The following is a 14,360-nucleotide window of genomic DNA, read 5'->3' on the forward strand; positions in this document are numbered from 1 at the left end:
TAGTACAATGTCAGTTTTAAACGGGAAAAAGATTTTACTGGGTGTTTCCGGTGGAATCGCAGCGTATAAAACAGCCACTTTAGTACGACTTTTTATAAAAGCAGGTGCACATGTCCAAGTGATCATGACACCTGCTTCTAAGGATTTTGTAACTCCACTTACATTATCTACATTATCAAAAAATCCAGTACATTCAAGTTTCTTTAATCAGGATGATGAAGACGCAGTTTGGAACAATCACGTAGAATTGGCTCTTTGGGCAGATTTTATGCTGGTTGCGCCTGCTACTGCAAATACTTTGTCTAAAATGGCTACAGGAAATTGTGATAACCTTTTAATTGCGACCTACTTATCGGCAAAATGTCCAGTTTATTTTGCACCAGCAATGGACTTGGATATGTACAAGCATCCTTCGACTTTATCGAGCTTTGCAGCATTGAAACAGTACGGAAATATTATGATTCCTGCTGAAAGCGGAGAATTGGCAAGTGGTTTGTCAGGTGAGGGGCGAATGGCTGAACCTGAGAATATTGTAGCTTTTCTAGAAGCTGATTTAGAAAGTAAATTGCCTTTAAAAGGAAAAAAAATACTAGTTACCGCAGGACCGACATACGAAGCGATAGACCCTGTACGTTTTATAGGAAATCATTCGTCAGGAAAAATGGGGTTTGATATTGCTAATGAAGCGGCAAGCTTAGGAGCAGAAGTGTTCTTAATTGCAGGACCAACTCATTTAAAAGCAAAAAATAGTCTGATAAAAGTGATAGATGTTGTTTCGGCTCAAGAAATGTACGATGCTTGTCATTTGTATTTTAATGAAGTTGATGCGGCAATCGCTGCTGCTGCTGTTGCAGATTACAGACCTAAATTTGTTGCAGATCAAAAGATTAAAAAGAATACTGTCGAATTTTCGATAGATTTAGAGAAAACAAAAGATATCTTGTCTTCTTTAGGCGCTATCAAAAAAAATCAGTTTTTAATCGGGTTTGCATTAGAAACTGAAAATGAAATTGAAAATGCTAAGCTGAAAATTCAGAAAAAAAACTTAGATTTGATTGTTTTAAATTCCTTACAAGATAAAGGTGCCGGTTTTAAAAAAGAGACCAATAAAGTTACTTTTATTGATAAAAATTTTGAAATCGAACCTATGGAATTAAAATCAAAAGAATCTGTTGCGGCTGATATTTTGAATAAAGTTATTCTGCATTTTTCAAAATCATAAATTTAGAATATACGCCGAAAACATAAATTGGAAACAACTTATGTTATAAAATTAAATATCTAGACGATTATGAAGAAGATAGTTACGCTATTAGTATTTTTAAGCTTTGGTTTTGTACAAGCTCAACAGTTAAATTGTACAGTGACTATTAATACAGAACGATTAACAAATCCAAATAATCAGGTTTTTAAAACGCTTCAGACTTCTTTGGCTGAGTTTGTCAATAAAACAGACTGGACAGGCTCTGTTTTAAAACAAAATGAAAGAATAAACTGTTCAATGTATATTACTTTATCATCTAACAGTTCAGATCAATTCACTGGAACCATTCAAGTTCAGTCTTCGAGATTGATTTTTAATTCAACCTATTCTTCTCCGGTTTTAAATTACAACGATAAAGATTTTAATTTTAGATATACAGAGTACGAACCATTATTGTTTAACCCAAGTACTTACGAGTCAAATTTGGTTTCTGTAATATCTTTCTATTGTTATGTGATTTTAGGAATGGATGCCGATACCTTCCAGATGGGAGCAGGAAATCCATATCTTCAAACCGCGCAAAATATTGCCAATGTTGCACAACAGGGAGGTTTTAAAGGGTGGAACCAATCAGACGGACTTCAAAATCGATACTATTTAATTAATGATATGATTGCTCCAACCTATAGCGATTTGCGTCAGACTACTTATGCATATCATACAGGATTGGATGCAATGACATTGGATACAAAAGCTGCTAAGGAAAAAATCAAAAATGCATTAATGCTTATTGGTAAGTTAAACTCTGTTAAGCCAAATTCTTTTATAACCCGAGTTTTCTTTGATGCAAAATCAGATGAAATTGTTTCTATTTTTTCTGGAGGGCCAAGTATTACAATTACAGATTTAACCGATGTCTTAAATAAAGTTTCGCCGTTAAATTCTACAAAATGGTCACAGATTAAATACTAATCTCGTTTTTCATTTTTATCTTCGCTACTTTTTAACCTTATATTTTACAAATCGACCTATGATTACATCACTGTCAATTAAAAATTATGCTCTTATCGAAAAACTGGCTATAGATTTTTCTAAAGGTTTTTCTATAATTACAGGTGAGACAGGTGCGGGAAAGTCAATTATTTTAGGGGCTATTGGTCTTGTTTTGGGTAAAAGGGCAGATCTGACTTCATTAAAAAATAAAGAAGAAAAATGTGTTATTGAGGCACAATTTGAAATTGGAAAATATAATTTAAAGGAGTTTTTTGAAGCTAATGATTTGGATTATGAAGAGGAAACGATCATTAGGAGAGAAATTTTACCTTCTGGAAAATCTCGTGCTTTTATAAATGACAGTCCGGTAAATCTTCAAGAATTGCAAGATTTGAGTTTGTATTTGATTGATATTCATTCGCAGCAGCAAACTCAGGAATTATCAGATGAAAATGTTCAGTTTAGAATTATTGATGCCATTGCAAACAATAATGATATAATTGCTGAGTATCAGAAACTGCTTAAATCTTATAAGTCAGATAAATCGAAGTTAAATGCTTTGCTTAAAAAACAAAGTGATGCTGGGAAAGAGCAAGAATATCATACATTTTTATTGAATGAATTGGTTGCGGCTCAATTGAAATCTGGAGAGCAGGAAGAGTTAGAAGCAGATTACGAAAAACTGAATAATGTTGAGATAATTAAAGAATCTCTAGATAAATCTTTGACAATTGCTAATGAAGAGCAATTTGGTGTTTTTCATAGTCTGAATGAAATCAAAAATGCTTTGCAAAAAGTTGCACCTTTCTCTGTAGAGTACCAAAATTTGTTTGAAAGAGTAACAAGTTTGACGATAGAGTTTGATGATGTTTCTAAAGAATTGGAAAATTGCTCAGAAAAATTATTGAATGATCCTGCACAATTAGAATTGATCAACCAAAAACTGCAGTCGATTTATAATTTACAAAAAAAACATCAGGTAAGTACTGTAGATGAGTTATTGCAAATTCAGTCCGATTTAGGAAATTCTTTGCTTGAGCTTGATAATATGGATGAAGAAATAGCTTCATTGACTAAAATTATCGAGGAAAAAGCAACAGAGCTTGATGTTTACGCATCGAAAATACATCAAAATAGATTAGATGCAATTCCTACGCTATCAGCACAATTGGTTTCAATTCTCGAGACTTTAGGAATGCCTAATGCACGTTTTAATATGGAATTGCAGCCTTCTGAAACGTATTTTCAAAACGGAAAAGACGAATTGCAATTCTTGTTCTCAGCAAATAAAGGAACAGATTTTGGCTTGCTAAAAAAAGTAGCGTCAGGCGGAGAGATGTCTCGTATTATGCTGGCTGTAAAAGCAATTTTAGCTAAATATTCAAAACTACCAACTTTGATTTTTGATGAAATTGATACAGGGGTTTCGGGAGAAATTGCCATCAGAATGGGAGAAATTATGAAAGAAATGAGTGCAACAATGCAGATATTTGCCATTACGCATTTACCTCAAATTGCGGCAAAAGGAGATTCTCATTTTAAAGTTTCTAAGTCTACAGTTGGTGACGATACGCAATCTGAATTGAAACTTTTATCGCAAGAAGACCGAATTATAGAAATAGCCCAAATGTTATCAGGAGCAAACATCTCTGACTCAGCATTAAATCACGCAAAAGAATTATTGAATTAAAATAGACGAATGGAAAGTTTGAGTTTTTACGAAAATCAATTTATTAAGGCAGATGCATTAATTTCTGAAGGAAATTCAGCAGATGCAAAAGAGCTGCTGGAAGAAATTTTATCTCAGTATCCTGATTTTGGTAAAGCTCATAATCATTTGGGATGGATTTACTATAATAAATTAAGTGACTTCGAAAGAGGAATCTATCATTATAAATTGGCCATGAAGTTTGATTCTAAATATCCAGCTCCATATTTAAATTACACCTATCTGCTAATTGATATAGGGAGATATGCAGAAGCAAAAGAGCATATTGATTTTACATTGGCTAATTTAGAAAATGCAGATAACTCTACTTATAACAGTGAATTAGGAAGGATGGCGGAGTATGAAAGCCAATATACTAAGGCATTCAATTTTTATAAAGAAGCAAAGAGGAATGCATTAAACCCAAATTTTATTGACAATATGAAGGCTAATATGAAAAGGGTTAAGGATAAAATGTCTATTTTTGAAAAATTAAAACTGAAATTGAAATAATACAAAAAAAATAATTGCAAGATGATTATAGAACCTAGAATGAGAGGATTTATTTGTTTGACTGCCCACCCAACGGGAGCTGAGCAAAATGTAAAAAATCAAATCGAATACGTAAAATCTAAAGGAGAAATTGCTGGTGCTAAAAAAGTTTTAGTAATCGGTGCTTCTACAGGTTTCGGATTGGCTTCAAGAATTACTAGTGCTTTTGGTTCTGGTGCATCAACAATTGGAGTGTTTTTTGAAAAACCACCAGTTGAAGGAAAAACAGCTTCTCCAGGATGGTATAATTCTGCAGCATTCGAAAAAGAAGCTCATAAAGCAGGTTTATATGCAAAAAGTATCAATGGTGATGCGTTCTCAAATGAAATAAAAAGAGAAACTTTAGATTTGATTAAAGCAGATTTAGGACAAGTAGATCTTATAATTTATAGTTTAGCTTCTCCAGTGCGTACAAATCCAAATACAGGAGTTACGCATCGTTCAGTTTTAAAACCAATAGTACAAACTTTTACGAATAAAACTGTTGATTTTCACACAGGAAAAGTTTCAGATGTTTCTATCAATCCTGCAAATGAGGAAGATATTGAAAATACTGTAGCGGTAATGGGAGGTGAAGACTGGGCTATGTGGATTGATGCTTTGAAGGCTGAAAATTTATTAGCTGAAGGAGCTACAACAGTTGCTTATTCTTATATCGGGCCAGCTTTAACTGAAGCGGTTTATAGAAAAGGAACAATCGGTCGTGCAAAAGATCACTTAGAGGCTACAGCATTTACTATCGAAGATTCATTGAAATCTATTGGAGGAAAAGCTTATGTTTCTGTAAATAAAGCTTTAGTTACTCAAGCAAGTTCTGCAATTCCAGTAATTCCATTGTATATTTCTCTTTTATATAAAATCATGAAAGAAGAAGGGATTCACGAAGGTTGTATTGAGCAAATTCAGCGTTTATTTCAAGATAGATTGTATAATGGTTCTGAAGTTCCTGTTGATGAAAAAGGAAGAATCAGAATTGATGATTGGGAAATGCGTGAAGATGTTCAGGAAAAAGTGGCTAAACTTTGGTTGGAAGCTACGACTGAAACATTGCCAGAAATTGGTGATTTAGCTGGTTACAGAAGTGATTTCTTAAATTTATTCGGATTCGAAGTTCCTGGTGTTGATTACAACGCAGATACTAACGAAGTTGTTGAGATTGAAAGTATCAAATAATATATTTTTACTTAGTAAAACGAAAAACCATCAGCCAAAAGTTGATGGTTTTTTTGTGAATATACCATATCTTTGTTAAAATTTTGAAACAATAAAAATATACCCTTTAATAACGCACATTCTGCTATGATTTTTTCTTTAATTATACCCGTGTATAATCGTCCTGATGAAGTTGATGAGCTTTTGGAAAGTCTCTCAAAATCTGATTATAATGAAGCTTTTGAAATTGTTCTTGTCGAAGATGGATCTTCTATTCCATGTCGAGATGTGGTGATGAATTATCAAGGAAAATTAAATATATCATATTATTTTAAAGAAAACTCAGGACCAGGAGATTCTAGAAATTTTGGGATGCAGAGAGCTAAAGGTGATTATTTTATCATTTTTGATTCAGATTGTATTATTCCATCACAATATTTGACAGAAGTTCGTAAAGAATTGGACGAAAAATATGTGGACTGTTTTGGGGGGCCTGATAAAGCATTGGATAGCTTTTCTAATATTCAAAAAGCCATCAATTTTGCTATGACTTCTTTCTTGACGACAGGTGGAATTAGAGGTGGTTCGGAGAAGATAAACAAGTTTCAGCCACGTAGTTTTAATATGGGTATTTCTAAGAAAGCTTTTGAGGCATCAAAAGGATTTGGAAACATTCACCCGGGTGAAGATCCAGATTTATCAATTCGTTTATGGAATTTAGGCTTCGAGACAAGGCTTTTCAAAGAGGCTTATGTGTATCATAAAAGAAGAATTGATTGGGAAAAATTCTCGATCCAAGTAAATAAATTTGGGATTGCTCGACCTATTTTAAATAGTTGGTATCCAGAGCATAATAAATTAACTTTTTTCTTTCCGACTTTATTTATACTCGGATTATTATTAGCTTTTTTATTGTTAATTTTCAATATCGATATTTTATTACAATTATATTTCGTATATTTCGTTATAATTTTTCTTACAGCTAGTATTCAAAATAAAAGTATCAAAATTGGATACCTGTCTGTAATTGCAGTGTGGAAACAGTTTTTTGGTTACGGAACAGGATTTTTAAAATCCTACATTAAAGTAATTTTATTAAAGAAAAAACCACAAGAGGCTTTTCCGCGTATGTTTTTTAAATTATAAGAATGACAAAAGTTATTGGTCTTACAGGAGGAATTGGCAGCGGAAAAACTACTGTTGCCAACTATTTTAAAGAATTGGGCGTTCCTGTTTATATTGCCGATGACGGTGCTAAAAGAGTAATGCAGTCAAAAAACATTCTCGCAGAAGTAAAAGCTGCATTTGGTGGCAATATTTTTGATAATGATATTTTAAATCGTGCTAAACTAGCACAAATTGTTTTTAATGATAAAGAACAATTGGCAAAATTAAATGCGATTGTGCATCCAGCGGTAAAATTAGATTTTGATGATTGGGTAAAAGAGCACAAGAATAATGATTATGTAATGTATGAAGCTGCTATTTTGTTTGAAAGTGGCCGATATAAAGATTGTGACGTAATAATAACCGTAACAGCCCCCGAAGAGGTAAGAATTGATAGGGTTATAAAACGAGATCAAACCACCCGAGAAGAAGTTTTAAGTAGAATGAAAATGCAGTGGAATGATGAAAAACGAATTTCTAAGAGCAATTTCGTGATTAATAACAATAATCTTAAAAATGCTAAAGAAGAAGTTGTTAAAATTCTTAAAATTTTAAATATAAAACAAAAACAGTCTTAAATGTTAATATTTGGTTAATGTATTATTTAGTATATTGTTAAAATATTAATTTTGTTTCGATGAATAAATTATTTTTTAGAATACTTGTTTTATTGATGAGTTTGTCCTTGATAGGGATAATTCTGGTGCAAGTGTTTTGGTTCAATTCTTCGTTCAAAAATAATGAAGAGCAATTTAAATACCACGTTACTCAAGTAATTGGAAATGTTGCAGACAAGCTGGAACAACAAGAAGAGTACAGTTTCTACGACAAATACAACCGTATTAAAGACAGTACGGGTAAAATTCCAAAAAAAGAAGATTTACTAGAAGTACTTTATGTACAAAGAAACACAAAAACGAATAAAACAATTGTTTATTCAAGCACATTGACATCGGAAGATTACGATATTAATGGTTCAGTTTTTAACAAAAAATTCAGTAGCGAGCGTTTTAAAAATTTTAGTTCAAAAAGGATAACTGAAGTTTATAATAACCACAACGGAATTGATAATAATAATTTAGGTCAAAGTATAATTCCTGATCAAAGATTTGAAAAATCAGGAAGTTTAGATATTTTAAATAAAGTTCAACAGCAGATTCAATACAAAGATATTGCTTCTCTAACTCCAATTGAAGGGAGAGTTACAAAGGAAAGGCTTTTTAAATTATTGAAAAAAGAACTTGAAGAATATGGTGTAAAAACCAAATTTGAATTCGGAATATACAGCAGTGGCGTTCCAACAAAGATTAAATCCGATGGATTTCATTTTGATAAAGAATCTACCTATGATATTCCAATTTATACAGATAATGAAGGGAATAGCAAATATGAATTATCAGTTACTTTTCCTCACAAAAAGAAATTCTTATTATCTGAATTATTAAGTATTACTATTTTATCAATAGTTTTTACATTAATTATAATAGTTGCATATACAAGTGCGTTAAATCAATTATTGCGTCAGAAACACATTTCTGAAATCAAGACCGATTTTATTAATAACATGACGCATGAGTTTAAAACTCCTATTGCAACTATAAACCTAGCATTAGATGCTATTAGAAGTCCGAAAGTTATTGAAGATAAAGAAAAAGTGTATCGTTATCTTCAAATGATTCGAGATGAAAACAAAAGAATGCATGCTCAAGTTGAGAATGTTCTCCGTATTTCAAAATTAGAAAAGAGAGAACTTGACATAACAAAAGAGCCAACTGTAATTACAGATATAATTGACGATGCTATTGAGCATGTAAATCTTATTTTAGAAGACAGAAATGGTTCGGTAGTAAAGCATTATAACGCAGCAAGAACAACTTGTTTGATTAACGAAGTTCACTTTACAAATGTGCTGGTTAATATTTTGGAAAACGCCATTAAATATTCTCCAGACGCACCAGAGATCGAAATCTTTACTGAAAATATTAAAGATATGATTTTGATAAAAGTGAGAGATCATGGATTGGGAATGAGTAAGATAGCTCAAAAACGAGTGTTTGAGAAATTTTATAGAGAGCACACGGGAGATCTTCATAATGTAAAAGGACACGGATTAGGACTTGCTTACGTAAAACGAATAGTAGAGGATCACAATGGTCAAGTATATGTAGAAAGCGAAAAAGGAAAAGGTAGCACCTTTATAATAAAAATACCATTAATAAATTAAAATATGGAAAATACTAACAAAAGAATACTTTTAGTAGAAGATGACCTAAATTTTGGGGCGGTTCTTAAAGATTATCTAATGTTAAATGACTTTGAAGTTACTTTAGCTAAAAACGGTATGGAAGGTTTCGAGAAGTTCAAGAAAGATGTGTACGATTTATGTATTCTTGACGTAATGATGCCTTATAAAGATGGTTATACTTTGGCCAAAGAAATTAGAGAGAAGAACAGTGAAGTGCCAATTATATTTTTAACAGCAAAATCTATGAAAGAAGATGTGTTAAAAGGTTATAAAGCTGGTGCAGACGACTATTTAAATAAACCTTTTGATTCAGAAGTGCTTTTGATGAAGATTAAAGCAATCATTCAGAGAAAATCAGCTGATACAAAAGCAGAACAAGTACAGTTTGAGTTTAATATTGGAAAATTCCACTTGAATTCAAAACTAAGATTCTTAACTTTCCAAGATGAAGAGCCAATTAAATTGTCTCCAAAAGAAAATGAATTGTTAAAAATGCTTATTCTTCATGAAAATGATTTAATGCCAAGAGAATTAGCTTTAACAAAAATCTGGAGAGATGATAACTACTTTACATCAAGAAGTATGGACGTTTACATCGCTAAATTAAGAAAATATCTAAAAGCAGATGAAGATGTTGAAATCTTAAACATTCACGGTGAAGGTTTCAGATTGGTGATAAAAAGCAAAGTTTCTGAATAATCATTCAGCAAAAAAAATAGATAAGCTCTGAGAAATCAGGGCTTTTTTTGTGCATGAAATTAAAATATTTTAATTTATTTTTTGTGATATAGATTTGCTTTTAATTGTTTGATTTTAAAAACAATAGTATTGGTTTTAAAAGCTCAAAATATATTGGTAAAATTTATTTTGAAGAATTTTCTTTAAATAAATTTGGAAAATCAAAAAAGTATTATGAATATTTGCACACGAAAAAAATAATAACCCTTTAAAAACGAAGAAAAAATGTTTGTACTTACATTGACATCTCAGAGCTTTACACCAAACGTATTTGGTGAAGCAATTCTTCGTGGCTTATTTCAATCCTAGAAATATATTTTTAGATATATAAAAAAGCCCGAAGACAATAAGTTTCGGGCTTTTTTTTATTCTAGACTCTTCAAAATTTTCCCGAAAATCGATTTTTAGAATTTATCCGTCAGGATAAATAGTTTGGCCTTTTGGCTGTTAATTTAATGCGCGATAATTTTTTTATGGAAAATTATACGGTAGACGAGTATGCTTTATGTACTCGTTTTAAAAGTAAAAGAAAAAAGAAAAGATTAGTAAAAGAAGATATTGAAAAACAATTAATTCAGTTAAGAAAGCTTGAAGTTGAACTTTGGAAAAAGCGTAAAGACTTACCATTGGTTCCTTTGGAAATTCCGTATCAAAAAGGCTGGCAACGTAATTTTAAATTAAGAGATGATATTGCCAGATCAAGTGAAGCGTCGTTTTACAGAGAGTTATTGGAAAAAATTAATACATGGCAGTTTTCTCCTGAAAAATCTTTTAAAAGAAAGAAAAAGAGAAAAAGAAAACATGTGTATGTTGAAAAACTCCAAACTGTAAAAGAATTTTCGGAGTGGGAGTGGAGAAGTTCAAAATTAGAATTGACCGAAAAAGAAAAAGCACATTTTTACAAAAGGGAACGTTGGTGCAGCAATTTTAAACGATACAAAATTCATTATGTATTTAACGAACCTTGGCGATATGTTCTTCGTGTAAGCCCTTATATGATAACACATACTAGAATGGTCGATTCAGATTTAGAAAGCCAAATTCAGCTTCTTGACAATTATGTTGTTAATCATAATCTGAGAGATAAAATAAATAGATTAATACACGGCAGTTCTTATAAATGGAGTTACTATGAAAAGGAAAATCCAAAAGAGATAAGCCCAATTAAAAATAAAAGTCTGCATGCTTTGTATCAGCAATATGCAGACGAAATGATAGAAAATCATGGGAAATAAATTATCTGGAAAAGACCTGATTAAATTGGGTTTTCCAAAAAACAATTCAATAAATATTGCCTTAGGGCAGATAAACAGATATAGAAAAAGAGAAAAAAAGGAATCTATTCTAACAGAAGCAAAGGATGTTTTGCTAAATCCTGAAAAATATGAAGGAAATGGAACTTGGGGTAAAGTAGCGGAAGGTTTAATCAAACCTGTTCAGGTAAGAATGCATCAGCTTAAAAATACAAGAGCGCCCTTTAAGATTTTTGGTGAGAATGAAATAGACGAACAGGCTAAATTTCAATTGTACGATTCGTTGAAACTCCCAGTATCGGTTGCTGGAGCTTTAATGCCAGATGCACATTCAGGTTACGGATTGCCTATTGGAGGCGTTTTAGCAACAGACAATGCCGTGATTCCGTATGGAGTTGGAGTTGATATTGGATGCAGAATGAGTCTTTCCATTTTTGATTTGCCAGCTTCTCATTTCAAAGGAAAAGAACATCAATTAGAAGCTATTTTGAAAGACAATACAAAGTTTGGAATGTACGAGACGCATGCTTCAAGAGTAGATCATGAAGTATTTTATAAAAGTGAATTCAAGGATATTCCGTTGTTAAAGAATCTTTTACCAAAAGCTTACAAACAATTGGGAACTTCAGGAGGAGGAAATCATTTTGTAGAATTCGGAATTGCAAAAATCGATAATCCAGAAAACGAATGGAAGTTGGAGAAAGGAGAATATTTTGCTGTTCTTTCGCATAGCGGTTCCCGCGGATTGGGTGCTAATATTGCAAAACATTACACGTATCTGGCCACAAAACAATGTCCGTTGCCAAAAAATGTACAGCATTTAGCTTGGCTAGATTTGAATACACATGATGGTCAGGAATATTGGCTGGCTATGAATTTAGCTGGAGAATATGCAAAAGCTTGTCACGATGATATTCATAGAAGAATTGCTAAAACGATTGGAAAAAGAGTAGTGGTAACAATAGAAAATCACCACAATTTTGCTTGGAAAGAAATGGTAAATGGTCAGGAATGTATTGTGCATAGAAAAGGAGCAACACCTGCGGGTGAAGGGCAATTGGGAATTATTCCAGGTTCTATGACAGCGCCAGGTTTTATTGTAAAAGGAAAAGGAAATGCTGAAAGTTTAAACTCTGCTTCGCATGGTGCTGGACGTTTGTTTTCGAGAGCTAAATGCAAAAGTACTTTTACGCAAAGTGAAATCAAAAAGGTTTTGAAAGCCAACGATGTAACCTTAATTGGAGGAAATATTGATGAAGCACCAATGGCATACAAAGACATTACAAAAGTAATGGCAAACCAAACTGATTTAGTTGAAGTTTTAGGAACATTTACGCCTAAAATTGTTAGGATGGACCGCTAAAAATTTAAAATTATGGAAAGATTTCAAGACGAAAATAAATGGTTGGGAAATTTTTATAACGAGATTTTCGTAAGATGTCCCAAATGTGAATCTAAAGGAGTTTTAAAAGAAGTGCCTGAAAATTGTGAATGCGGAAAATGTACTACAATGGCTTTCGAATGCAAAACGTGTTTTTATAAGATTGATGAACCTGTTTATCAATACAAAGCATATGGAAAGCATTATTGTGGTAATTGCTTTGAAAAATTCGATTACGAATCTCAGATTTTTAAAGAGATTCCAGAAATATACCAGGTTAAATGCCCGCATTGCAGTTTTCAGGAAGAAATAAAGCCAGGAGTTTCTAGAATTAGAAAAGAAGCTAAGAAAGACGGTTTGATAAGAGAGCCATGGCATAATTTGCTTCTCTGGTTTCAAAAAGAAATCAAAGGAAATATTTTTTGGGTTTACAATTATGAACACATAATGTACTTGGAAAGATATATTAAAGCCGACTTAAGAGAAAGAAGTAATAATGGAAGTGGTAATGGAACTATGGTTTCAAGACTTCCAAAATTTATTAAAGAAGCAAAAAACAGAGAAAAGCTTCTTAAGGTATTAGAAAAATGGAAAGAATAATTCAGATAACAGCGGGTCGCGGACCTGCAGAATGCACTTGGGTAGTTGCCCAAGTGCTTAAAAAAGTACTTGAAGAAGCACAAGAACAGCAATTGGAAACTGTTTTGCTACAAAGAGAAGCAGGAACTGAAAATGGAACTGTAGAAACAGCATCAATCGCTATAAGAGGAAAGAACGTTGATGTGTTTGTTAATTCTTGGGTAGGAACAGTTCAGTGGATTGGCCAAAGTCAGTTTAGGAAAATGCACAAGCGTAAAAACTGGTTTATTGGAATCTTTGAAATTGAACAACAGAAAAACAACTTATTTTCTGAAAACGATATTCAATATCAGGCCATGAGAAGCTCGGGAGCAGGAGGACAGCATGTAAATAAAGTAAGTTCTGCGATTAGAGCGACGCATATCCCAACCGGAATTGCAGTAGTTTCTATGGACAGCCGTTCGCAGCACCAAAATAAAAAATTGGCAACAGAAAGGCTAATTAAAAAACTAGAAGACGAGAAACTGATTCAGCTTAAAAATCATGTGGGAAAACAATGGGAAAATCAGCTTAATGTACAACGAGGAAATCCAGTGAGAGTTTTTACCGGAAGTGATTTTAAAAAGAATAAAGTGGAGAAAAGTTACAAAGGGACTCGTCAGAAATTAAAAAATGATTTACGAAATGAAAACAACTGATAAATACCTTTTTCAAGCGTTGGATAATTATCCTTACTCGCTTGAAGAAACTATAGAATCTTTGGATTATGCTTTTTCTTATGATTCAAAAAATACAATGGTTTTGTGTTTATACGGAAGAATTCAGGCAGAGCAATTAATGAATTATGAAGAGGCAAAATCTTATTTTCAGCAAGCTTTATCGATTAATATTCATGCTCTTGAAGTATATCCGTATTATTTGCAAACCTTGATTGTGAATGAAGATTATGAAGAAGCTCAAAAGCTAATTGATTTTGCTTTAACTGTAAAAGGAATAAACAAGTCTGAAATTTACATCAAAAAAGCAATTCTGTTAGAAGTACAGCATAAATTTAAAGATGCTTTAAAAGAAATTAAGCAAGCAAAATTATATTCTATTCAACATGATTATGATTCTGGAATTAGTGAAGTGGAGAAAAGAATTAAAGGTAAAATTGATCTCTTGAAAAAAAAGAAAGAAAAGAAAGAGGACAAATCTAAGAAAGAATCTAAAAAGAAATCAAAATGATTTTAAACAAAAAAACGATGCAATTTTGCATCGTTTTTTTGTTAGGTTTAACCTCCTGCAAGGTTTTCAAAACCTTGTAGGTTTATTATTTAGGAATATCGAAATTTCAAAAAATGTTTTGAAAAGTAAATACCTACAAGGTTTTGAAAACCTTGCAGGAA

14 protein-coding genes are annotated in these 14,360 nt (G+C 32.2%); all 14 read left to right on the plus strand.

All coding sequences use genetic code 11. The features are described from left to right. The first annotated feature begins 7 nt into the window (after positions 1–7). The 14 genes from coaBC to NCC77_RS11535 all read left to right on the plus strand — a co-directional run bounded on the left by coaBC (position 8) and on the right by NCC77_RS11535 (position 14,199). Positions 8–1,222: a bifunctional phosphopantothenoylcysteine decarboxylase/phosphopantothenate--cysteine ligase CoaBC gene (gene coaBC, locus NCC77_RS11470; RefSeq protein ID WP_250835678.1), complete on the plus strand. Its 1,215-nt coding sequence runs from the start codon at positions 8–10 to the stop codon at positions 1,220–1,222. 69 nt (positions 1,223–1,291) lie between these two features. Next, a complete protein-coding gene (porD, locus tag NCC77_RS11475; RefSeq protein ID WP_250835679.1) occupies positions 1,292–2,176 on the plus strand; it encodes a type IX secretion system protein PorD in 885 nt (294 codons plus the stop codon). 58 nt (positions 2,177–2,234) lie between these two features. Then, positions 2,235–3,887: a DNA repair protein RecN gene (gene recN, locus NCC77_RS11480; protein WP_250835680.1), complete on the plus strand. Its 1,653-nt coding sequence runs from the start codon at positions 2,235–2,237 to the stop codon at positions 3,885–3,887. Positions 3,888–3,896: 9 nt separating this feature from the next. Then, a complete protein-coding gene (locus tag NCC77_RS11485; RefSeq protein ID WP_250835681.1) occupies positions 3,897–4,418 on the plus strand; it encodes a tetratricopeptide repeat protein in 522 nt (173 codons plus the stop codon). A 21-nt stretch (positions 4,419–4,439) separates the two neighbouring features. Next, positions 4,440–5,630 carry an enoyl-ACP reductase FabV gene (gene fabV / locus NCC77_RS11490; RefSeq protein WP_250835682.1) on the plus strand — a complete coding sequence of 397 codons (1,191 nt, stop codon included), beginning with the start codon at positions 4,440–4,442 and terminating at the stop codon, positions 5,628–5,630. A 126-nt stretch (positions 5,631–5,756) separates the two neighbouring features. Beyond that, positions 5,757–6,755 carry a glycosyltransferase family 2 protein gene (locus NCC77_RS11495; RefSeq protein WP_250835683.1) on the plus strand — a complete coding sequence of 333 codons (999 nt, stop codon included), beginning with the start codon at positions 5,757–5,759 and terminating at the stop codon, positions 6,753–6,755. A gap of 2 nt (positions 6,756–6,757) precedes the next feature. Continuing rightward, positions 6,758–7,354, plus strand: a complete 597-nt coding sequence (gene coaE / locus NCC77_RS11500) for a dephospho-CoA kinase (RefSeq protein ID WP_250835684.1) — start codon at positions 6,758–6,760, stop codon at positions 7,352–7,354. A gap of 59 nt (positions 7,355–7,413) precedes the next feature. Further along, positions 7,414–9,000, plus strand: a complete 1,587-nt coding sequence (locus tag NCC77_RS11505) for a sensor histidine kinase (RefSeq protein WP_250835685.1) — start codon at positions 7,414–7,416, stop codon at positions 8,998–9,000. Positions 9,001–9,003: 3 nt separating this feature from the next. Continuing rightward, positions 9,004–9,720 carry a response regulator transcription factor gene (locus NCC77_RS11510; protein ID WP_095927693.1) on the plus strand — a complete coding sequence of 239 codons (717 nt, stop codon included), beginning with the start codon at positions 9,004–9,006 and terminating at the stop codon, positions 9,718–9,720. 512 nt (positions 9,721–10,232) lie between these two features. Next, positions 10,233–10,994 (plus strand): hypothetical protein, encoded by a 762-nt coding sequence (locus tag NCC77_RS11515; RefSeq protein ID WP_250835686.1) that lies wholly within the window; start codon positions 10,233–10,235, stop codon positions 10,992–10,994. After that, positions 10,984–12,375 (plus strand): RtcB family protein, encoded by a 1,392-nt coding sequence (locus tag NCC77_RS11520; RefSeq protein WP_250835687.1) that lies wholly within the window; start codon positions 10,984–10,986, stop codon positions 12,373–12,375. Before NCC77_RS11515 ends, NCC77_RS11520 begins: the two co-directional genes overlap by 11 nt. A gap of 12 nt (positions 12,376–12,387) precedes the next feature. Beyond that, positions 12,388–12,993: a hypothetical protein gene (locus NCC77_RS11525; protein WP_250835688.1), complete on the plus strand. Its 606-nt coding sequence runs from the start codon at positions 12,388–12,390 to the stop codon at positions 12,991–12,993. After that, positions 12,981–13,670 carry a peptide chain release factor H gene (gene prfH / locus NCC77_RS11530; protein ID WP_250835689.1) on the plus strand — a complete coding sequence of 230 codons (690 nt, stop codon included), beginning with the start codon at positions 12,981–12,983 and terminating at the stop codon, positions 13,668–13,670. Before NCC77_RS11525 ends, prfH begins: the two co-directional genes overlap by 13 nt. Beyond that, entirely contained in the window at positions 13,657–14,199 is a 543-nt protein-coding gene (locus tag NCC77_RS11535; RefSeq protein ID WP_250835690.1) for a hypothetical protein, read from the plus strand. Before prfH ends, NCC77_RS11535 begins: the two co-directional genes overlap by 14 nt. Positions 14,200–14,360 lie beyond the last annotated feature (161 nt).

Origin of the sequence: Flavobacterium tyrosinilyticum (assembly GCF_023656565.1) — a bacterium.
GTDB lineage: Bacteria > Bacteroidota > Bacteroidia > Flavobacteriales > Flavobacteriaceae > Flavobacterium > Flavobacterium tyrosinilyticum.